At 39.1% G+C, this 22,913-nt stretch carries 12 protein-coding genes; 5 read left to right on the top strand and 7 right to left on the bottom strand.

All coding sequences use genetic code 11. The features are described from left to right. The first annotated feature begins 313 nt into the window (after window positions 1–313). Complete coding sequence (locus tag EL17_RS20825) at window positions 314–2,737, top strand: outer membrane beta-barrel family protein (protein WP_035078986.1); 2,424 nt, start codon at window positions 314–316, stop codon at window positions 2,735–2,737. Window positions 2,738–2,910: 173 nt separating this feature from the next. Then, window positions 2,911–3,657, top strand: a complete 747-nt coding sequence (locus tag EL17_RS20830) for an SDR family NAD(P)-dependent oxidoreductase (RefSeq protein WP_035078988.1) — start codon at window positions 2,911–2,913, stop codon at window positions 3,655–3,657. A 91-nt stretch (window positions 3,658–3,748) separates the two neighbouring features. On the opposite strand, the gene EL17_RS20835 is transcribed toward EL17_RS20830, so the two are convergent. From EL17_RS20835 to treZ, 7 genes are all read right to left on the bottom strand, one after another. Continuing rightward, on the bottom strand, window positions 3,749–4,279 hold the full coding sequence (locus EL17_RS20835; protein ID WP_035078991.1) for a PRC-barrel domain-containing protein: 531 nt from the start codon (window positions 4,277–4,279) through the stop codon (window positions 3,749–3,751). A 22-nt stretch (window positions 4,280–4,301) separates the two neighbouring features. Next, a complete protein-coding gene (locus tag EL17_RS20840) occupies window positions 4,302–4,907 on the bottom strand; it encodes a hypothetical protein (RefSeq protein WP_051720273.1) in 606 nt (201 codons plus the stop codon). A gap of 591 nt (window positions 4,908–5,498) precedes the next feature. Next, window positions 5,499–6,470 carry an aldo/keto reductase gene (locus EL17_RS20850; RefSeq protein ID WP_035078995.1) on the bottom strand — a complete coding sequence of 324 codons (972 nt, stop codon included), beginning with the start codon at window positions 6,468–6,470 and terminating at the stop codon, window positions 5,499–5,501. Window positions 6,471–6,542: 72 nt separating this feature from the next. Next, window positions 6,543–8,135, bottom strand: a complete 1,593-nt coding sequence (malQ, locus tag EL17_RS20855) for a 4-alpha-glucanotransferase (protein WP_084166298.1) — start codon at window positions 8,133–8,135, stop codon at window positions 6,543–6,545. A 3-nt stretch (window positions 8,136–8,138) separates the two neighbouring features. Further along, complete coding sequence (treY, locus tag EL17_RS20860; protein WP_035078998.1) at window positions 8,139–10,796, bottom strand: malto-oligosyltrehalose synthase; 2,658 nt, start codon at window positions 10,794–10,796, stop codon at window positions 8,139–8,141. A gap of 1 nt (window position 10,797) precedes the next feature. Next, window positions 10,798–13,224 carry a DUF3536 domain-containing protein gene (locus EL17_RS20865; protein WP_035079001.1) on the bottom strand — a complete coding sequence of 809 codons (2,427 nt, stop codon included), beginning with the start codon at window positions 13,222–13,224 and terminating at the stop codon, window positions 10,798–10,800. 16 nt (window positions 13,225–13,240) lie between these two features. Then, window positions 13,241–15,067, bottom strand: coding sequence for a malto-oligosyltrehalose trehalohydrolase (treZ, locus tag EL17_RS20870; protein ID WP_035079004.1), 1,827 nt, complete (start codon window positions 15,065–15,067; stop codon window positions 13,241–13,243). A 301-nt stretch (window positions 15,068–15,368) separates the two neighbouring features. Between treZ and EL17_RS20875 the strand changes: the two genes are divergently transcribed. Genes EL17_RS20875 through glgB form a run of 3 tightly spaced genes read left to right on the top strand, consistent with a single transcriptional unit; the run spans window position 15,369 to window position 22,776 of the window. Then, window positions 15,369–17,339, top strand: a complete 1,971-nt coding sequence (locus tag EL17_RS20875) for an alpha-1,4-glucan--maltose-1-phosphate maltosyltransferase (RefSeq protein WP_035079135.1) — start codon at window positions 15,369–15,371, stop codon at window positions 17,337–17,339. 27 nt (window positions 17,340–17,366) lie between these two features. Further along, complete coding sequence (treS, locus tag EL17_RS20880) at window positions 17,367–20,681, top strand: maltose alpha-D-glucosyltransferase (RefSeq protein ID WP_035079007.1); 3,315 nt, start codon at window positions 17,367–17,369, stop codon at window positions 20,679–20,681. Then, the gene (gene glgB, locus EL17_RS20885) at window positions 20,674–22,776 is read left to right on the top strand and encodes a 1,4-alpha-glucan branching protein GlgB (RefSeq protein ID WP_084166299.1); all 2,103 of its coding nucleotides are present in this window, start codon (window positions 20,674–20,676) and stop codon (window positions 22,774–22,776) included. Before treS ends, glgB begins: the two co-directional genes overlap by 8 nt. The last annotated feature ends 137 nt before the right edge of the window (window positions 22,777–22,913 follow it).

A 22,913-nucleotide genomic window follows, 5' to 3' on the forward strand; every position in this document is an offset into this window, starting at 1 on the left:
TTATAACATTCTTATTTTCAGTTATTTAAATTATATGGCATAAGTTTTTCCTTTGCAGTATAAAATTAATGATAGAATCGGGCATGAAGAATACCTTCATACCGCGGATAGTCCTGGTAACCCTAATTGCTATCAAAAGGGTGGTATCATCAAAAGATCCCATCGAGTCTTTAAAAACAAACTGCGATAACAGAAGAAATTGGGCATGAGCAAAATCTCACATAGAGGTCATGATTATCAGCCCAAGCGAGATTCCACCCCGCTTCTTTCATCACAGGAAAATTTATGACCTTTAAAAAATAATTATAAACAGATGAAACTATCTAACTATCTCTTCCCTATCGTATTGATTTTTCTAATGGGTAGCAGCCAAGTAGTGGCCCAGCAGTCACTCTCCGGGCAAATAAAAAGTGTAGAAGGAGAAACATTGCCTTTTGTCAATGTCTCCCTTCTGGAAGAAGGCACTCTAAAATTGGTCACAGGATCTGTGTCTGATGAAAATGGCAATTTTCAAATCAGTACATCCCGTACAGGGCGATTTAAACTACAACTTTCTATGATAGGATTTGAAACACATCTATCGACTGAATTTGATCTTAAATCTGGAGAGAAAAAAAATTTTAATGTGCTGACCATGGAAGCTGAAGTAGCAGCACTTGGGGAGGTTACGGTCAGCTCCACCCGTCCCAATATCGTAATACAAGCCGACAAGACAATAGTGAATGTAGAAGGCACAGTAATGGCAGAGGGCAGCACTGCTTTGGACGTAATCGGTAGGTCTCCCGGAATATATGTGGACGCTGATGGCAATATCAACCTAAATGGAAGGTCTGGGATTACTGTGCTTATAGATGACCGGCAGACATACATGAGCGCAACTGATCTGGCTAACTTTCTCCGGTCTATGCCTGCTGATAACATCAAGAGCCTAGAAGTTATCTCAAACCCATCGGCTAGATTTGATGCAGAAGGTTCTGCGGGCGTATTGAACATAAAACTTAAGAAAAACAGTATGAACGGGGTAAATGGCAATGTTCAGATAGGCCATCAATATAATGGTAAACATGCCCCGTTTACAGGAGCCACAGTTAATGTAAGAAGCGGAAAATGGACTTCCAATGCAAGTTTGAATTATAATGAATATGCAAGACCCATGGAACTTGAAATTTTCAGAAGGTTCCAGTTACCAGAAGGTATTTCGGACTTTGATCAGAACGCGACCATCGGTATGCGAAGAAGGAATGTTTTCTTTAGTGGAGGTACTGACTATCAGATCAATGAAAAACATAGTGTAGGAATGAGCATACAGGCATCTGGATCAAGAGCCCAGGAAGACGGAAATTCCCTGACCAATATCAGTAATCCCTTAAATGAAGAAACCAATTTTCTCCAGGCGCTTAACGATGAGAATTCAGGGAGCCAACGCTTTTTTACCAATCTACATTATATGGGAAATCTGGATACGCTTGGCACTAAACTTTCTGCAGATATAGACTTCACCATTATGGACACTGAAAGCACCAGTTTACTGAATAACAGCTATTGGGTAGATGAACGCCAAAATCTTACTACAGACAGGATCCTTACAGCCAATGAAATGCAATATACCATCTTTACGGCCAAAGTTGATTTCACCAAACCTTTGAAAAAAGGAAAAGTACTGGAAACAGGTTTAAAAGGAAGTTGGGTAAGGTCTGATAATGTACTAGATATCCAACGAGCAATAGCCGAAGCACCCCTTCAACAAGATCCGAGCAGTAACGAATTTCTTTATCATGAAAATGTATGGGCAGCATATGTTTCATTAAAAGGAAATATCAGTTCAAAACTTGATTACCAGGCAGGCCTCCGTGGTGAATATTCAGATATCATCGGCAATTCGTTAACCATGCAGCAAATAAATACACAGCAGTATTTTGACCTTTTTCCAAGCATCTATCTGCAGCACAAAGTCAGTGATCAATATCAGATCGTATACAATGCCAATAGGAGAATTACCCGACCTAACTACAGGCTATTAAATCCTTTTGTTTTCTATATCGATCCCCTGACCACTGAAAGAGGAAACCCACAGTTAACCCCTCAATATGCCAACAATTTTGAAATGAACCATATCATCAAAGGGTCATACCAATTTACATTGTCCTATAGCAGGATGTATGATTCATTCAACCAGGTGATGGAGCAAAATGATGAAACCCGTGAAACAGTCATTCAGATTCAGAATCTGGACAGAGCGGATAATTTCAGTTTAAGAATGATGGTGCCATTTGAAATCGCAGAATGGTGGAATACCAGCAATATGGTTCAGGTTTACTATAACAGATTCCAGTCACCACTAGGGAATGAACTACTCGATATGGAACAGGTATCTGGCATGTTCAGAAGCCAGCACAACATCAAACTGCCTAAAGGATTTAAAATGGAAGTAATGGGAATGTACCTTACTCCCTTTTTAGAAGGACAGGTAAAGATTCAGGGAGTAGGCTGGGTAGATGCCGGTATGACCAAATCATTCAACAAAGACAAATTAAGTCTTACTTTAAACGCTACGGATGTCTTTAGGACACAGGTTTTCAGAGTGAATGTACTGTTTGATCAGATAGATACCAGTATCAGACAATATAATGGTAACCAGGGTGTAAGGCTTACCCTACGATATAGATTCAGCCAGGGAGAAAGTTTTAGGGTTTCCAATAGATCCGGCAGCAGTGAGGAAAGAGACAGACTAGATTAAGTTTGGGTTTAAAAAGGGATCATTTCCAATGGGATTGATCCCTATTCTCTTTAATTTTAAAAGCTATTACCACACATTATCAGTAGGATACATGAGATAGGTCATATTTCCCATAAGGATTATTGCTTAATTTTGAAATAGTGATAATTGATAACCTTAAATACTGATATACTATGGAATTACAGGGAAAAGTGGCTTTAATCACAGGTGCTGCATCAGGAATAGGCGAAAGCACAGCTATTATGTTTGGTAAAGAAGGTGCCAAACTAATTATAACAGACCTTAATGAAGACAAAGGAAATAGTGTAGTAAAAAAATTAGAAGCATTGGGAATTGATGCTATTTTTATAAAAGCAGATGCTGCCAAACCTGAAGATGCAGATAATAGTGTCAGGATGGCTATAGAAAAATTCGGTAAATTAGACATTGCCATCAATAATGCGGGTATAGGAGGTCCCCAACAGGCAGTGGGAGATTATGATATTGAGGATTGGAATAAGGTGATCGGAGTAAATCTATCTGGTGTTTTTTATGGCATGAGATACCAGATCCCTGCTATGCTTAAAAATGGAAGTGGATCTATTATTAATGTCGCATCCATTTTAGGAAAAGTCGGTTTTGCACAGAGTTCAGCATATGTGGCTGCCAAACATGGGGTACTGGGATTGACCAAATCCGCTGCTATCGAATATGCCTCCAGAGGTATTAGGATAAATGCTATAGGACCAGCATTTATCAAAACTCCTTTATTGGAAGGTTTAGATACAGACCTTTTGGACCATTTGGTAACGTTGCATCCCATAGGTAGGCTGGGTGAAGCAGATGAAGTTGCCCAACTCCTGCTTTGGTTGGCGAGCGAAAAGGCATCTTTTGCTATCGGCGCCTATTATCCTATAGATGGGGGTTACTTGGCTAGATAATTTTATATTGATGAACAGGTTACTCTATTCACTATATGAAAAAAAGCCTCTGAATTCATTCAGAGGCTTTTCCGGTAATATTTGTCACTGATTAAAAATCATTTTTTCTGTTTCTTCGATCTTCAAAAGCCTTTCTATTATAAAAGTTATCATCTCTATAATCATCAGCTGAAGTATCTTCTGGGAGATAACCCTTTATGACGTTTTCTTCATGTTCCCTACTGATATCCGTGCCTTTGGTATGTCGCTTGGTTTTTTTAAAAGTATCATAACTGATTTCATTGGTCAACACTTTCTTATTATCATCATCAATATCTACCATTCCAATAGGGATGACAAGATGGTTTTCACCATCTTTATTTAGATACTCATGAGCACCTTTATGATTTGGATTTTCATAAGGCTCATGACCTTCCTCGATCAAGTTTTTATCTACTTCTATATCAAGGTAAACCACTCTTTCAGCACGTTTATTAACCAAGAGCCCATCTACCTTACCTACTACTCTATTATCAGATCCCATTACTTCCCAGCCTCTTACATCACTGTAATCCGAGGCTACTTTATATCCGGACAGATCATCCAAATAATACAGGTTCTTCTCATTCGATTTATCAGACATAATATTTTTTATTTTAGTTGGTTTATGAGTTCATTTGTCTCAGAAGTGCCGCAGCCCTATCATAGAAAGATTTAATCTCTTCTCTTTGTTCCAAAGCCAGTTCTTCTGAATTAATCTGCGTAGCTGAATTTTTAACAGCTCCTGCCTCACTACTTAAATTAGGAAATGCTTCCCTTTGAATACTCATCAGGGCATCTGAAATTTTTTCTGCTGAAGCTTTGATCTTATCGGCATGGGTAGTTTCAAATGGATCTTCCTGGATAGCACGTGCATGTTCTCTTACCACACTAAGATCTCTTTCTACATCCACATTTACTTCATCCGCCATAGCTTTAGTAGCATCTGTTAATCTTTTCAATGCTTCGTTAGAGTATTCATGATCTAAGCTCATCTCTCTGTCACCTTCTTGGACAAAGGTAACAAATGAGGCTACAGTTTGATTATTAACAGGACCATCCCTTCGGAAGCGGTCATCATCTGTCTGCTCGGTGACCGCTGTACCATCCCTGTCCGGATCATCACCTGAATCTTGAAAAACCACAAAATACAATATAATGCCAAGGATTATGATACCGATCAATATCCACGGCCACATAGGGCTCTTTTTTTCTACTCTGATTTCTGCCATAATTTTGGATTTTTAGTTAAAGATTAAAATAAATAATTAAAGTATAGAAAATAATACTGCAAAATGAAATCCATTTACATACCTATAAATAATATCTGAATAATATTAAAAACAAGAATACTATTCCAGACAAATAAGTATGTAATAAGTAAATTATAACAAAATTCCTGCCATTAGAGCATATTAGTACAATAATATCCCAGAATTTTATAAGAAATATTTTTAAATAATGAAAAAATTTATCTTTGGTCGGATTAAATTGTAATCCATAGGAGGTCATCTCTCAAAAATTTATGACTGAATAGCATGACAATTCAATTTAAAATACTAACCACCACAGCAAGCCTATGATCACAATCACAAATATCACTAACATAAGGTTAAGCAATATTTTCATTTTCATTACTTTTATTTTCACTTTAATAACTATCAAACCTATAAGGATAAATACAGCAGCTATCAGATAAAATAAGGTCATAAAATTCTGTTTTTCGGATGATAAAATTTTAATAATAAATTCATGGAGGCGGAGATCACCCATATAAATAAGTCCTGAACAATTATGCTCAGGACTTATTATTTTTGTCTTTTTTATTGGGACCAGTCTGTTGGTTTTCTATCCCACCGATGGCTTTTCAATTTTTCCAAAAGATCTTGTGGAAGTCCATTTCCGTCACTGGTGCTTATGTTTGCTTTTACGTGTTGGGATTTTCGCATACCAGGTATTGCAGTATGGATGCCGGGATGGCTTAGAATAAATCTTAGCGCCATCTCGGGCATAGTCATATTGTGCGGTACCAGTGGCTTTAATTGGTCAGCATGTTCTACTGAGGCATAGAGATTTTCGGGCACAAAATAGGTGCTTCTCCAATCGTCCTCTGGAAAGGTGGTTTCCTTTGTAAATGTTCCGGTAAGTGTACCTTCATCAAACGGCACCCTTGCTATCACCCCTATATCCAACTGTTTACAGAGAGGCAGCAAAAGATCTTCAGGCGCCTGATCAAATATATTATATATAGCTTGTACACTGCTGATCAGCCCGGTCTTTAAGGTTTCGATCCCATTATTTGGTTCCCACCTGTTGACACTGATGCCCATATGCTGTATTTTTCCTGTCGCTTTCAATTTTTCTACAGCCAACTGCCATTCTTCCTGATGTGCCCATTCATCTTCCCATACATGAAACTGCATCAGATCTATAGTTTCTACACCCAGGTTTTTTAAACTCTTTTCAGTATATTCCATTATATGATCTGTAGGAAAACAATCTGACAAGTCAAAACCTCTTCTAGAAGGCCAGGTCATATTTTTTGGTGGTATTTTGGTAGCCATATACAATTTTTTATCAGTATGCCTTTTGACTAACCTGCCCAGTATCTTTTCGCTTTTCCCTGCGCCGTATCCCCATGCCGTATCAAAAAAATTACAGCCTTCTTCTACCGCTAAATCCAGTGAATGATCTGATTCTTTATCATCTGAATCTGTCCAGCCAGCCATACCCCACATTCCATAACCAATTTCACTTACCTGCCATTCCGTTTGGCCAAATCTTCTATATTTCATTTGTGTCTATTCATTTAATAATATAAATTTACAAGATAGATTCCCTAAAGCTCCGAAGAAAGATACATAGAATTATGATCTCACCTCACCTGCATCAGCTATCTTTTTCTTCGAATCCGAACCGATGGCTTTTTTAATGCTCTTCCGATCTTTTTCCTGTTCATATCTACCATAGCAAATGTTCAGTTTCTTAAGTAATGCTATTTGGTGAACGGGAAGCTGGTCATTTTTTAATCGCCACATCCAATTCCCCTCACTGGTGCCTGGCCTGTTCATAATAGCACTTTCATCCAATCCCAATATATCCTGCATAGGAACCACAGCAAGTTGTGCTACAGAGCTCAGTACCATCCTATGCATGATTTCATGTATATTTTTCTTATTTACCCCCCTCCCAACATATTCTTGGATGCGGTTTTTTTCTGCTTTATCAGCAGCCTGGAACCATCCTACTGTAGTGTTATTGTCATGAGTTCCGGTAAAGGCGACACTGTTTATCACATGGTTATGAAGAATATATGGATTCTCCCCCATTTGCTCACCAAATGCAAACTGTAATACCTTCATAATAGGGAAATCAAAATCCTTGATGAGTTTATAAACAGGTTCATCTATTTCTCCCAGGTCTTCGGCAATAAATGGCATATCCGGAAAATTTTTCTCCACTATTTTAAAGAAGGCTTTCCCGGGAGAATTAGCCCATTTGCCGTTGATAGCAGTTTCCTCACCATAAGGTACTTCCCAATAATTGGCAAATGCCCTAAAATGATCAAGCCTTACGATATCGAATAATTTTAAATTCTGACCCAATCTCTTAATCCACCAGTCAAATCCATTTTTTTGAAGTGATTTCCAATCATATACAGGCGTTCCCCATAGTTGTCCTGTTTCACTGAAATAATCCGGGGGAACTCCCGATACTTTTGAAGGATTTCTTTTACCATCAAGTTTAAAATATGCTGAATTAGCCCAACAGTCGGCACTATCATGATTGATATAAAAGGGAATGTCCCCTATAAAACCTATTGCTTGGTCATGCGTATATGCTACCAGTTTTTCCCACTGTGCGTAAAATAAAAACTGTACAAATTCCTCTTTCTCTATTTCAACCTTTAATAGTTTTTTCTTAGCAGCCAGCGCTTTTGGTTCCCGGTCCCTAAGCTCTTCTGGCCATTCGGTCCAGTTATCTCCCAAATGCCGCTTAAATGTCAAGTATAAAGCATAGTCTTCCAGCCATGTACTGTTTTCTTCACGGAACTTATTAAATGCTTTCCTAACCTTTTTATCTGATTTTTTAAACGAAGTGTATGCTATTTCAAACAAACCATACTTAAAGCTGCTTACTTTTTCATAATCCACTTCATTTTCTTCAAAATCTAAATTATGGGAATTTAAATCATGTTGAGACAAATAACCATCTTTTACCAAAAGTGAGGGACTTATCAATAGCGGATTTCCTGCAAATGCGGAATAGCTGCTATAAGGTGAATGATTAAAGGCTGCATCTGTTGGATTTAAGGGCAATAACTGCCAATACCTATGACCGCTTTGGTGAAGAAAATCGACAAACTTATAGGCAGCATCCCCCATATCCCCTATACCATATTCACTGGGTAAAGAGGTTATATGGAGCAAAACTGCACTGCTTCTTTTTATATTCTTCATATCCTATTTTGATTTTAACAAAGCCACAGGAAAGCCCTTGAATAATGAGCTCAATTTTAATTGCCCATTGGATCCTAATTCTTCTCCTGTAAACAAATTGACCCATTCCGTCGGGGCATGGTCCGGTAAATTTAAATAACCTTGGCCCCAAAATTCGCCCAAAGCAAAATGATCGACAGTAGATAAACTGGTTACATTGAGAGGAGCAGCCACCAAATACCACGTACCTTCAAAATGCCTGACGAAACTAATCACTTTATTGGCAAAATCTGGAGAAAGGGTAAGCGGAACATATGCTGCCTCAGTAAAAAATCGGGGGTGTTGATTTCTTGCTTTAAGAGTTTGAAATAAAGTAAACATTTTTATTTTTCCACTACTATAGTCTGACATAAGGTTTGTGAGATAATCTGACTCGGCATTTTGACTGTAGTCTTCAAACTCTTTGAGATATTGATTCCTTAATTCATAATCTACTGCCCTTCTATTATCCGGATCTACATAACTTAAATCCCATAATTCTGTACCCTGATAGATATCTGGAATACCTGGGACTGTCATTTTAATTAGACTTTGTCCCAGAGAATTCACCACACCAAAAAATGCTGTTTTGTGACAGAATGGATCAAAGGAATCTCTGAATGCTTTATGCTCCAAAATATCTTCCACGAACTGGGCCACATCTTTTTCAAACTCAGCATTAGGATCGGACCAGTTGGTATGTTCCTTAGCCTCTCTCAAAGCTTTTTGAAGAAATGCATTAGTCCTCGGTATAAAATCATTGTCTAACTTACTGCCAAATGGCATGGCCCCGATCAGCGCCTGATAAATGAAATATTCTTCATTTTGATCCGGAACATTGGATTTTTTCCTGACCGTTTGATTGATCTTCTGCCATTCACTTACTTTAGAAAACCATTCGTCCGGCATTTCACTTAAGACATTGAGTCTCATTCTGGCATCCTCTCCCCTTTTGGTATCATGGGTGGAAGTATCATTCATGGTAAGCGGTGATTCCTTTAACCTTTGTTCCATCAAAGTATGAAATTCCTCTATGCCTATACCAAATACTTCAGGGGAATCCCCCACCTCATTATGGGATATAAGTTTATTATAGAGATAGAAAGTAGTATCCTCTACTCCCTTAGCTGCCAGTGGTCCGGTAAATTGCTGGCACCTTTTGAGAAAGGCCATCATGTGCGATTTATTTCCATCGGCCTCACCTAAAAATAGTGATCTGAAATACTTTAAATCATTTTTTCTATATGGCTCCTCCCTTACCGCCGATTCGAATGCTTCATGCACGACTTCCTTCTGACTATCGGTCAAAGGGAATGAATCCGGGTAAACCCTGTAAATGGGAAACGAGGAAAGATATGTACTGAAAGCATTAAAACCGCTTTCTCTATTCATATCGGCAGGCAATAAACCGAAACTATCCAACATGGACCAAAGATTGTTCAATTCACCCCCCATGTTTTCATTTAGGATATACTGTTTTTTTTCATATACCAAAGCCGGATAATCTGCATACTCTGGTTTAAACTTTTCATATTCCTGCTGAAAGATCCTTTTATTATTGCTGTCAGTATATAGATTATTGATAAAAGCTAAAAAATCATAACCACTGGTCCCCTGTGTTTTCCAATCTTTAGGCAGTTTTTCATCTGCTTCCAGTATTTTTTCTATTACAATATAAAAATCCTGGCCTATAAGTTGATGAAGGTTATCCAGATATCCCTTTGGGTCATATAGCCCATCAATATGATCTATTCTCAATCCTGTAATCAATCCTTCCTTTATAAGTTGGTGGATAAATACATGGTAGGTATCAAAAACTTCTTTGTCCTCAATCCTAAGACATATAAGATCATTGATAGTAAAAAATCTTCTGAAATTTATCTTTCTTTCTGATTCCTTCCAGTAGACCGGCTTATAATATTGTAATTCCAAAATCTCCATCAATAATTGCTGAGATGAATTGATGGATTCCAAAGTTTGCAATAGTCGTTTTTTAGCTTCTGACTGATCATGCAGTTCTTTAAAGAAAGCACTTTTCTGTTCTGGCCATTTACGTGGATCATCATTCTTCAACTTTTCTTTCCATTCAGTTCCACTGGTTTCCATAGCTAAAATATAAGCATAAGAAGGAACACTCAAAGGGTAATAATTGTCGTAGTACTGAAACCACAGCCCATCTTCTTTTATGACTACTTGTAGTTCATTAGCTTCAAGAACTTTTTCCAGAGGGTTGCCCAGGAAGGGAGTCATTACCTTACCGTCCCACTCTTTATGGGTCCAGTCAATATCAAAGAATCTATAATAGGGGGATGACGGACCATGTTCATATATGCTGAAAAGCCAGGGATTCACGGGGCTATTGGCCATATGATTGGGTACTATATCCTGAAGCCAGCCTATATTTTTTTCTTTTAGTTCTTTACCAATAGCTCTGAATTGCACTAAATCTCCAATGGCTGGATTAATGGTCATAGGATCTACCACATCATAACCATGAGTACTTCCTTCCATAGAAGTAAAAAACGGTGCAGAATAGATCGTGCTGATTTGAAATCTGTGCAGATAATCAATAATATGCTTAAAGTCCTTAAAAGTATATTCAGGCGATAATTGTAATCTATAGGTTGACACGGGAGTTTGCATATCAGATAGTTATATTTAGTTGTTTTAAAATGTGGTCAAAATCTCTTATCCAGTCCTGGGCTTCTTCTTCTTGTGAAGCCTCCGAAAGGAAATAGTCGTAATATTCTGTTTTAATGTCAAAGGCAATGTTTTGGGCTTCCCAATACTCCGGTGTAATATTACAAGTGGCTATAAGTTGAAGTAATAGCATGACCGACTTTCTGAGTCCATTATCTCTTACATTTTCTCGAAGACTCTTCAGCATAGTACCCAACCGCTCATCGGTAAGATAGTTTAAAGAAACCAGGTCCAGCGCTACTCCTACTCTATTGGCAGCTTCCAATACATAAGACATTTCAGAAATATCTGTGTTTTCTGCCTTGAGCAGATTGGATAGTTTAGTATTAATGGCTAGATCCACCGGCAATTTGATCTGCTGTGGAAACTTCATGTTAATCTCCTTAAAGACTTGCAGTAAGTGAAAATTGTCCTCATACATTTTATTGATTAGCCCTTCTGTGTTTTTAAGGGTAGTGTCCATTACCATTTCCATAATGGCCCGTTGTTCATCCTTGAACAAGTGCCAAAAAGAATATTTATGAGTACCAAAGTAATGGTCCATCATATTGAATATTTCATATATATCACTTCGATAAAAGCTGTCCACTATTTTTGCATGAAGTTCTTCTAGGGCATCTTCCCCCATATATTCTCTTACACCTCCATAAAGGTGGTGTTCACCTAGATGAAGAACGGCGTAGGAAATGTCCACTTTTTGAAGGGTGATATCGGATTGGAAGACAGTATGGCCTATCATTAATTTATGCTTACCGGCTTCGTAATAATTTTTGGACTTGGTACTCGCCTGAAAATTAAACAGGTAATATTCTTCCGGAAATTCCTTAAACAAAGAGGCTATGGCATAGTGGGCACCTACTCTCACCATATTTACCCGCATGGGTTTTACATATCTGTCATATGCTATAGCCGCATTGCCGATTTCTTGGATATTACTGGGCACCTTTTCCAATCTGCTTCTAAATTCATTTTCCAAATCAGACCCTGATATCTTTTCTGCAAGCTGCAAAGCACGGGAAGCATAAAAAATGTCCTGCATAGATTCTATGCCACTTACTTCATCGAAAAACCATCCACAGCTCGTATACATCAGCATACAGTGATACTGCATTTCCAACAGTCTGAGAATTTTGATTTTATCATTTTCATAAAGATCCTTCTTGATCCTGATATGCTGTTTAAAAAAATTATGAATGTTCTCTTTTGACCTATCCAATACTATATCAATGTAGGCATTACGGAGGGCCCACGGTTCGCTGGTAAATTCACTCATCTCCTTTTCATACAACACAATGAGCCGATCCCTCACCCAATCAAACGCTTCTCTAAGGGGGCCACGCCATTTTTGGTGCCAATCTGGACGTCCACCTGTATTGCAGCCACAGTTACTCCTCCATCTCTCCACCCCATGGGCACAGCTCCAGGAAGAAGCTTCTATTATTTGGACTTCATATAAGGGGGGGTGATTTTCTAGAAATTCACCATAAATGGTAAGCTGTATATCCCCCCTGGTTTCCAGGGATTCCAAACAATAGGAAAGTGCCATCTCACCATACCGATGGTGATGCCCATAACTTTCGCCGTCGGTAGCAATATTGGCCAGTTGAACTTCATCTTCATCCGTAAATAGATCGGCGAGCCTTGAGGCAAATTTTTCACCGTTATCCAGCAGCCCTTCAAAAGCTACCCCTTGGGACGCAGGGCCATCATAGAAAAAAACTGAAATAACATTCCCTGATGGAAGATTACATAGATAAGCCTTTTTTGGATCTATTTTAGCATCGGTAGCATCCTGCCATTCTTTTTCACCTATTTTTCTTGACTTTCTGGCCTGAAATGGAGACAGTATAGTGAATTTAATGCCGTACTTGGCCATTACTTCCAGTGTTTCTATATCCATAGCAGTTTCACCGCACCACATGCCCTCTGGCATACGCCCAAACCGAGCTTTAAAGTCCTGAATCCCCCAAATGACCTGAGTCTCTTTGTCCCTGGCATTGGCCAGAGGCATGATCATGTGGTTATACGCCTGAGCGAGCGCTGACCCATGACCGGAAAAGCGCTCCTGACTTTCTCTATCTGCAGCCAGAATATCCTTATAGGTATCCGAAGCTTCATTTTGAAGCCATGCCAGTAGTGTGGGCCCCATATTAAAGCTGATACGGGAATAGTTGTTTACGATTTCTACTATTTTTCCTTCACCGTTCATGATCCTGGAGGCACCGTTTCGTGCATAGCATTCAGCATTGATCCGATGGTTCCAATCATGGTAAGGATAGGCCGAATCTTGGATTTCCACTATATTCAACCAAGGATTTTCTCTCGGCGGTTGGTAGAAGTGACCATGTAGGCATATATACTTATTACTCATATCGGATAAAACCTGATTAATAATAGACAGATATAGAATTTGGGGATAAGGGCAGTTTATTTCCCGACGTTACCGATTCAGGCAGTTCAGCAGGGCCCTGCCACTGCTGATCAGATGAGGCAAACAATTTATGCCATACCCGATGCTCACCTGATATAGTCACATTCTGAATACTATCACTAAAATTCAATAATACCAGGATATGACGGGAGCTATCAGTAGCTGCTATCTTTAGCAACTTTTTATCCTCCATTACCTCAGTTATTATTTCTTGTGATTTGAAAAGATCAAATGCACCTTCTTTTCTAAGATGGATTAAATACTTATAAAATTTGAATAGCGTATCTTTTTCCTGCTGGGATTTAAAATCCCAGTTTAACTTAGAATTACGAAAAGTATTTTCAGACTGTGGATCCGGCACTTCTCCCTGCCACTTAAATGAGTCAAATTCTTTGCTCCTACCTTCCTGCACGGCCTTAACCAGTGCTGGATCTCCATGGTGTACAAAGTATTGGAAAGGCTGATCTTCCCCATATTCTTCTCCCATAAACAGCATGGGCACGAAAGGAGATATTAACATGGTGCCTGCCGCTAATTTTAATTTTTCATAAGATACGATGGAGGGTAGCCTATCACCTGTCATTCTATTTCCTACCTGATCATGATTTTGAATACAGACTACAAATTGGTGGGAAGCATTATTTGAAGGGTCTGTACCTACCAGTTTATTTCTGAAATTTGAATATATGCCATCATATATAAATCCCTGTTTAAATGATTTTGCGAGATGAGCTATTTGGCCATAGTCTGAATAATACCCATCCAACTCCCCTGTAATCAGTGTATGAACGGCATGGTGAAAATCATCAGTCCACTGTGCTTCCAATCCGTATCCTCCTTTTGAATAGTCGGATATGACCTTTACATCGTTCATATCACTTTCTGCTATTAGTATATAAGGTTTCCCGGTCTCTTTTTCTAGCCCATCTACCTTTAAACTAAGTTCTTTCAATAAATGTACAGGTCCATTATCCATGATCGCATGCACGGCATCCAATCTAAGTCCGTCTATATGAAATTCTTTCAGCCACATCAAGGCATTCTGAAGAAAGAAATTCCTGATATGGTCACTGTAGCTGTCATCAAAATTAAGAGCAGCACCCCAAGGGGTATTGTATTTTTCGGTAAAATATGGACCAAATAGGGATAGATAATTTCCTTCAGGCCCCATATGGTTGTACACCACGTCCAGGATCACCGCTATGCCCGCTTGGTGAAATTTGTCCACGAGCATTTTGAGTTTTGATACTCCTCCGTAACTGTTTTGTGCCGCAAAGGGATATACACCGTCATATCCCCAATTCCTAGATCCTGGAAACTGGGCGATTGGCATGATCTCTATGGCATTGATACCTAAAGCCTGAAGATGGTCTATCCTGTCGATTATGGCTTCAAATGTTCCTTTTTCGGTAAAAGTGCCCACATGCAGTTCATATATTATAAGGTCTGAAAGTGGGGCAGGCTGCCAGTTTTCATCTGTCCAGTCAAAATCATGGTCTACCACTTCCGACCACTCATGTACACCATCCGGCTGGCTCATGGATGCAGGATCAGGTAGCTTATGTTCCCCATTCAATAGAAATTTATACTTTGAGCCTGCAGTTACCCCATTACCATCATTCGAATGCCAATACCCATAAGCATCCCTTTCCATTGTTCTGGCAGCCTCTTCCCCTTTAATAATCACTTGAACATTATCTGCATGAGGCGACCATAAAGTGAAATGATAATTATTATCTGCGCCCTTAAGCGCGCCAACTGGTTTGGTTATATTTTTATCCATAAGAAAAATCGCGAAATTAATAACAAAATGCCTTTTACTTTAATTTATATTAAATACAAAAACATGAATTTAACATTTGTAGATTTATATTCAGAATGATGCCAAAAAAATTGGTTATATTAAAAAATGGAATAATTATCTTATTTAGTGTGAAGAGAAAACATGATTTATTCGCTAAATTGTTTGGTCCAAAATACCCATAAGATGCAGACCTAATAATATATTAATCCCGTCATGGTATTTGTGGCATAATCATTATACGATATATAAGATATATTTTTCAATAATGAACCTATATAATATGAAAGAACTAGAAGGAAGAAAACGAGTTTCTATAGAAAATGTAACCCCTCAGATAGACGGGGGAAAATATCCGATAAAGCGAATTATAAATGAGAACATATTGGTCCAGGCAGATATTTTTGTAGATGGACATGACAAAGTAAAAGCTTCCCTATTATATAGAAAAGCCCAAGCCAAGGGACAGGGAAAATGGAAAGAAACACCCATGCAATTTATAGGCAATGACCATTGGGAGGCTACTTTCAGAGCAGATAATATAGGTAATTATGAATATACTATAGAAGCCTGGGTAGACCATTTTTCCACCTGGCAATATGGTTTAAGGAAAAAATTTGAGGATAACCAGGATATTAATACCGAATTATTAATAGGATTGGACTATCTGGAAAAAGCCAAAGCCAACGCATCTGCTGCCGAAATAAAGAAGCTTCAGGTAGGGATAGACATGATCCAAGCCAACAGCAATGAAGCTAAAACTGTTTCTTACGCCTTAAGTGATACCATTTCAGAGCTTATGGCTTCCTTAAACGATAAAGAAAAAGTAGGCAGGTATTCTAGAACTCTTACTGTTAAAGTAGAGCCAAAGCAGGCCTTATTCAGTGCCTGGTATGAGTTTTTCCCTAGATCCACTTCTTCAGAGGAAGGTAAACACGGCACTTTCAGAGATTGTGAACGGGTATTAGAGGAGGTAGCACAAATGGGTTTTGATGTGGTCTATCTACCACCCATTCATCCGATCGGTGAAAAAAATAGAAAAGGGCTTAATAATGCCACAACAGCAAATGAAGGAGATCCAGGGTCGCCTTGGGCCATAGGGAGCAGACATGGGGGCCATAAGGCTATCCATCCAGAATTGGGTACCATGGAAGATTTTGAAAGTCTGGTGAATAAGGCAAAGCAGCTAGATATACAGATAGCACTCGATTTTGCGATACAATGTGCTCCTGATCACCCATATGTAACCGAACATCCCGATTGGTTTACCTGGCGCCCAGATGGCACCGTCCAATATGCTGAGAACCCACCCAAAAAATATCAGGATGTCCTTCCAGTAAATTTTGAAACGAAGGACTGGGAGAACCTTTGGAAGGAGCTTAAAAGTATTGTTGACTTTTGGATCAGTAAAGGCGTCCGGATTTTCAGGGTGGACAATCCCCATACTAAACCATTTAAATTTTGGGAGTGGATGATCAGAGAGGTACATTCCAAAAACCCCGATATTATCTTTTTGGCTGAAGCTTTTACCAGACCAAGGATCATGGAACAACTAGCCAAAGTAGGTTTTAACCAATCCTATACCTATTATACTTGGAGAAACAGTAAAGAGGAACTCCAAGAATATGTAACTGAACTGACCAAAACAGAGAGAAGGGATTATTTCAGGCCAAACTTTTGGCCAAATACCCCGGACATTCTACCTATATCTTTAGAAGAAAAGGGTGAGCCATCATTTTTGATCAGGCTGATCATGGCTGCTACGCTATCATCCAATTATGGTTTATATGGACCGGTATTTGAATTTGGGCTGAACAAAGCATATCCAGGAAAAGAGGAATATATAGATTCGGAAAAATATGAAATAAAAACCTGGGACTGGTCCAAAAAAACCAAAACAAAAGACCTCATCACCAAAATCAACCAAATCCGACAGGCCAATGAAGCGCTACAAAGCACCTGGCATATCGAATTTACAGAAGGTGATAATTCACAAATCATAAGCTACTGCAAAATAGATCAGGAAAAATCCAACAAACTTTTGATTGTGGTGAATTTAGACCCTAACCACACACAGTCCGGATGGATCAAAGTACCACTTAATTATCTGGGTATTCAGCAGGACCAGCCTTATACAGCACATGATTTGCTTACTGGAGAACAGTATACCTGGAATAAGGAATGGAATTACGTGCAGTTGAACCCACACCATATGCCGGCCCATATTTTCCGTATTGAATCGAATACATTTTAATAATAGACCTTAAATAAAGTATTTTATATGACTGAAAAATCAGAGATCGACGAAAATATACATTGGTACAAAGATGCCATCATTTATGAATTGCACATTAAAGCTTTTTTTGATAGTAACGGGGATGGTGTCGGTGATTTTAAAGGGCTTTTAGAAAAGCTGGATTATCTGGAAGATTTAGGTATTACCGCTATATGGCTTTTGCCTTTTTACCCTTCTCCTCTACGTGATGATGGATATGACATAGCCGACTATTATACCATTAATCCTACCTATGGTGATATTCCTATTTTCAAACAATTTGTAAAAGAAGCTCACAGAAGGGGTCTAAAGGTAATCACTGAACTGGTCATTAACCATACATCTGATCAGCACCCATGGTTCCAAAGAGCCCGTAATGCAAAACCGGGATCAGCTTACCGGGACTATTATGTATGGAGTGATGATCCCAATAAATATAAAGATGTAAGGATCATCTTTACAGATACGGAAACATCCAATTGGACCTGGGATCCTGTAGCCAAGCAATACTATTGGCACAGGTTTTTCTCCCATCAACCAGACCTTAACTTCGATAATCCCCAAGTACAGAAAGAAGTTTTCAAGATTATGGAATACTGGCTGAAGATGGGTGTAGATGGTTTCCGCCTCGATGCTGTCCCCTATCTTTTTGAAAGGGAAGGCACCAACTGTGAAAACCTCCCGGAAACACATAAATTCCTAAAAGAGCTTAGGGCTAAAGTGGATCAAAAGTTTGAAAACAAACTTCTGCTGGCAGAGGCTAATATGTGGCCTGAAGATTCTGCTGCCTATTTTGGTGATGGTGATGCCTGTCATATGAATTACCACTTCCCCATCATGCCGCGAATGTTTATGGCAGTAAAAATGGAAGATCGCTATCCGATTACGGATATAATTGACCAGACTCCTGAGATCCCCGATACATGCCAATGGGCTATATTCCTCAGAAACCATGATGAACTCACCCTTGAAATGGTTACTGATGAAGAAAGGGATTATATGTACAAGATGTACACGAAGGATACACAGGCTAAGATAAACGTCGGTATCCGACATAGGCTGGCCCCGCTTTTGGAAAATAGCAGGAGTAAGATTGAGTTGATGAATTTCCTTTTATTTTCTCTTCCTGGTACTCCTGTAATTTATTATGGAGATGAAATAGGAATGGGAGATAATTTTTATCTCGGCGATAGAGACGGGGTCCGGACACCCATGCAGTGGAATGCTAATAAGAATGCGGGTTTCTCCGAAGCTAATCCGCACAAACTTTACCTTCCCGTCATCATTGATCCTGAGTACAGGTATGAATCCATTAATGTGGAATCTCAGCAGGTCAATCCTTCATCACTGCTATGGTGGATGAAAAGGATCATCAATATGAGAAAGCAACATTTGGCCTTCGGTAGAGGGGATATTAAATTCCTGTCTCCTGCCAATCCTAAAGTATTGGCGTTTACCAGAAGTTTTCAGGACGAAACCATTTTGGTTCTGGCTAATCTATCAAGGTTCCCCCAAGCAGCTGAACTGGATTTACAGGACTATGAAGATTCTACCCCGGTAGAGATGTTCAGCCACAATAAATTCCCTAGGGTTACAGAGCGGCCATACTTATTCACCATGGGTCCGCATGGATATTATTGGTTTACCCTGGAAAAAGAGAAAAACTTCCCAGATGAAAAAAATCAGCCTCAGATCACCGTCAAAACCTGGAAAGAACTTTTTGAGTCTAAAGCCATACAACAATTGGAAAGCAAAATATTGCCCAATTACATTAAAGAATGCAGGTGGTTTGGTAGTAAATCTAGGATTATTAAGACCATTAAGGTAAAGGAATCCATAGATGTAAAAGAAAAAAATATAGATGCCAAATGGCTGATTTTAGATGTTCAGTTTACCGAAGGCATAGGAGAAACTTATCAACTTCCTGTTACCTATCTGGAAACACAACATGAGGATGATTATCGGAATATAGATAAAAGGGGTGTTTTAGGAAAACTTACCATAGGCCAGGACGATGCTATACTGATAGATGCCACCTATAATGAGTTTTTTAGAAATATCCTTTTTGAAAACTTGCGAAGAGGGAAAAAGCTAAAAGGCAATTCTGATAACTTACTGTTTCAGGCATCAACAAAGGCTAATCTAAAAGATGAAACGGAAGTCTATTCCAAAATTCTGAGTGCAGAACAAAGCAACACCTCTATCATTTATAACGGTAAATATTTTATGAAACTATATCGTAAAATAGACAATACCATTAATTCTGATCTGGAAATTACCCGATATCTAACCGAAAAAGCCAACTTCAAAAATGTTCCGGCATATCTAGGTGACATCAGTCTGGTACATAAGGACCAATCAGAATCTTTGTTGGCAATGATGCAGGAAGCCGTACCTAATCAAGGGGATGCATGGACCTATACTAAAGATGCCCTGCAAACCTATTTTGACAATGTACTGGTTTTACCAAAGACTGAAAAAGCCCCTACCCTTTCGGAAGACATATCCATCCCTATGCACTTTTCAGACATGTCAAATACATTGAAGGACTTAGTGGGAGGTATATTTTCAGAAAGGATGTCTCTTTTGGGAAAAAGAACCGGGGAAATGCACCAAGCATTGGTAGGACCTTCAGAAGATAAGGATTTTGAACCTGAAGCATTTTCGCTGCATTATCAGCGTTCTTTGTATTCATCACTTCAATCTTTGACTCGAGGTTCATTCCAGAGTTTGAAAGATAATCTTCATAAACTGCCAGAACACGTAAAAGCGGAAGCCGAAGAAGTGTTGGGTATGAAAGAAGAAGTACTCAATGCCTTTAAAAGAATTTTTGCTCATAAAATTACTACTTTAAAAATCAGACTACATGGAGATTATCACCTAGGGCAGGTTTTATGGACAGGTAAAGATTTTGTCATTATAGATTTTGAAGGAGAACCAGCCAGAGCTTATAGCGAAAGAAGGCTAAAAAGGTCTCCTGTAAGAGATGTGGCAGGTATGATACGGTCACTGCACTATGCTTCCTACTCTACGGTCCTACAGGATGAATATGTAAATGCACGCAAAGAAGATGACCTCAAAGGATGGGCAGAGGTTTGGTTTCAGAATGTAACCAAAATTTATCTTCAAGGATATCTTGATCAGGTAAAAGGCACCGACCTGATGCCAGAGGAAGAAGGAGATTTCAAAATATTGCTAGAAACATTCCTACTCGAAAAAGCAGTTTATGAACTGGCTTATGAATTAAATAGCAGGCCTGACTGGGTGCTAATCCCACTGAGAGGCATCAAAACCATTCTAAACAGATTTAAAAATGAGTAAGACAAAAAATAATATTAAACCGGGTTCAGATATAGAAAATGCCGAAGGTACTTTATTTACGGATTTAGACCTTCACCTTTTTAGAGAAGGAAAACATTTCCGGCTGTACAATAAGCTGGGATCCCATCCAATGAAACATCATGGAAACCAGGGGACCTATTTTGCCCTGTGGGCACCTAATGCTTCCTATATTTCTGTCATTGGTGATTTTAACGGCTGGGATAGAGGCCGCAATCCCATGAATGTACGCCACGATGGTTCAGGTATATGGGAACTGTTTATTCCGGAAATAGGAAACGGCACTCTATATAAATACTTTATAAAATCACATAATGGCTATGAAGTGGAAAAAGGTGACCCTTATGCCCTTATGTGGGAAACCCCACCCAATACTGCTTCAGTGGTATGGTCCGAAAACTATGAATGGAAGGACAAAAGCTGGCTGACAGCACGCGATAAAGCGGCTCAAAAAGCTCAGCCATACTCGGTTTATGAAATGCATTTAGGTTCATGGAAAAGAGTACCGGAAGAAGAGAACAGATCACTATCCTATTTGGAACTGGCAGAATCCCTTCCAGCCTACCTGGAAGAAATGGGATTTACCCATGTAGAATTTATGCCGGTCATGGAGCATCCTTTCTTCGGTTCATGGGGATATCAGGTGACAGGATACTTTGCCCCCTCCAGCAGGTTCGGTACACCTGAGGAATTTATGTATCTGATAGATGTACTGCACCAAAAAGGAATAGGGGTAATACTAGATTGGGTGCCCTCCCATTTTCCATCAGATATGCACGGGTTACATTATTTTGATGGGACATTCTTATATGAACATGAAGATCCGCGCAAGGGGTACCATCCAGATTGGAAAAGCTATATTTTTAACTATGGAAGAAATGAGGTTAAATCATTTTTGATCAGTAATGCCCTCTTCTGGCTGGATCGCTTCCATATAGATGGTCTTCGGGTAGATGCTGTAGCGTCCATGCTCTATTTGAATTATTCTAGGGAAGAAGGTCAATGGGAGCCTAATGAATTTGGCGGCCAGGAAAACCTGGAAGCCATCAGGTTCTTAAGGGAATTTAATGAACATGTCTATAAAGAATACCCTGATGTGGTCACTATAGCAGAAGAGTCCACTGCTTATCCTAAGGTATCCCGACCCACATACGATGACGGCCTCGGGTTTGGCATGAAGTGGATGATGGGTTGGATGCATGATACCATTAAATATTTTGAACTGGAACCCATCCACCGGCAGCACCACCAGGGCACCATCACATTTAGTCTATGTTATGCATTTAGCGAAAACTTTATGCTTCCTTTCTCTCATGATGAAGTAGTATATGGTAAAAAACCTATGATCCTTAAAATGCCGGGAGATGAATGGCAAAAATTTGCTAATCTACGGGCGATGTATGCTTATATGTATGCTCATCCAGGTAATAAGTTGCTTTTTATGGGGGGCGAATTTGGCCAGATTACAGAATGGAACCATGACAGCAGTCTAGATTGGCATTACTCAGATCTTCCTTATCATAAAGGTGTATTTAATACCGTAAAGCGGCTTAACCATATCTTTAAGGCAGAACCTGCCTTGTATGAGTATAATTTCGAAGAAAGAGGTTTTGAGTGGATAGATACACAGGATACCGCCAGTAGCGTGCTGTCATTTCTAAGAAAGGGAGAGCATGCTGAAGATGATATACTAGTTGTCTGTAATTTCACACCCGTACACCGCCAAAATTATAGAATAGGAGTACCTGCTACCGGTAAATGGAGGGAAATCTTTAACAGTGATCTGGAAGAATTTGGAGGAAGTAATCAGTATAATTCGGGTACTATAGAGGCGGATGAATATGCCATGCATGGAAAAAGCCATTCCATATCTATGAACCTGTCGCCATTAGCGGTTCATTTCCTTAAACTGGATACACCGCCAAAGGTAAAGGTGGCAGCAAAAAAAGCGGTAAAAAAAATAGCTGATGAAACAGCCGCCATTGCGGAAGCAACTATGGATCAGGTAAATTTAATTCAAGCAGAAAAAAAAGGCAAGACTACTAAAAAAGAAAAAAAACAGAAAGTGGTAGAATAGTCTTTCTTAATAAACTAAAAGTGTATCAGGCAGGGATCGGTTCCCTGCCTTTTTTTTGTCCATTTGCCAGATAGTGAGATCTGGATGCATCAAAAAACTTAGATTTCACCTATTTAATTGTTGTTACGATTTAAAGC

The sequence above is a fragment of the Anditalea andensis genome (genome assembly GCF_000714815.1).
Lineage (GTDB): Bacteria > Bacteroidota > Bacteroidia > Cytophagales > Cyclobacteriaceae > Anditalea > Anditalea andensis.

Bases quoted from the DNA above. Each gene is read 5' to 3' on its own strand.
- EL17_RS20825 (WP_035078986.1), top strand. From the start codon at position 314: ATGAAACTATCTAACTATCTCTTCCCTATCGTATTGATTTTTCTAATG.
- EL17_RS20830 (WP_035078988.1), top strand. From the start codon at position 2,911: ATGGAATTACAGGGAAAAGTGGCTTTAATCACAGGTGCTGCATCAGGA.
- EL17_RS20835 (WP_035078991.1), bottom strand. From the start codon at position 4,279: ATGTCTGATAAATCGAATGAGAAGAACCTGTATTATTTGGATGATCTG.
- EL17_RS20840 (WP_051720273.1), bottom strand. From the start codon at position 4,907: ATGGCAGAAATCAGAGTAGAAAAAAAGAGCCCTATGTGGCCGTGGATA.
- EL17_RS20850 (WP_035078995.1), bottom strand. From the start codon at position 6,470: ATGAAATATAGAAGATTTGGCCAAACGGAATGGCAGGTAAGTGAAATT.
- malQ (WP_084166298.1), bottom strand. From the start codon at position 8,135: ATGAAGAATATAAAAAGAAGCAGTGCAGTTTTGCTCCATATAACCTCT.
- treY (WP_035078998.1), bottom strand. From the start codon at position 10,796: ATGCAAACTCCCGTGTCAACCTATAGATTACAATTATCGCCTGAATAT.
- EL17_RS20865 (WP_035079001.1), bottom strand. From the start codon at position 13,224: ATGAGTAATAAGTATATATGCCTACATGGTCACTTCTACCAACCGCCG.
- treZ (WP_035079004.1), bottom strand. From the start codon at position 15,067: ATGGATAAAAATATAACCAAACCAGTTGGCGCGCTTAAGGGCGCAGAT.
- EL17_RS20875 (WP_035079135.1), top strand. From the start codon at position 15,369: ATGAAAGAACTAGAAGGAAGAAAACGAGTTTCTATAGAAAATGTAACC.
- treS (WP_035079007.1), top strand. From the start codon at position 17,367: ATGACTGAAAAATCAGAGATCGACGAAAATATACATTGGTACAAAGAT.
- glgB (WP_084166299.1), top strand. From the start codon at position 20,674: ATGAGTAAGACAAAAAATAATATTAAACCGGGTTCAGATATAGAAAAT.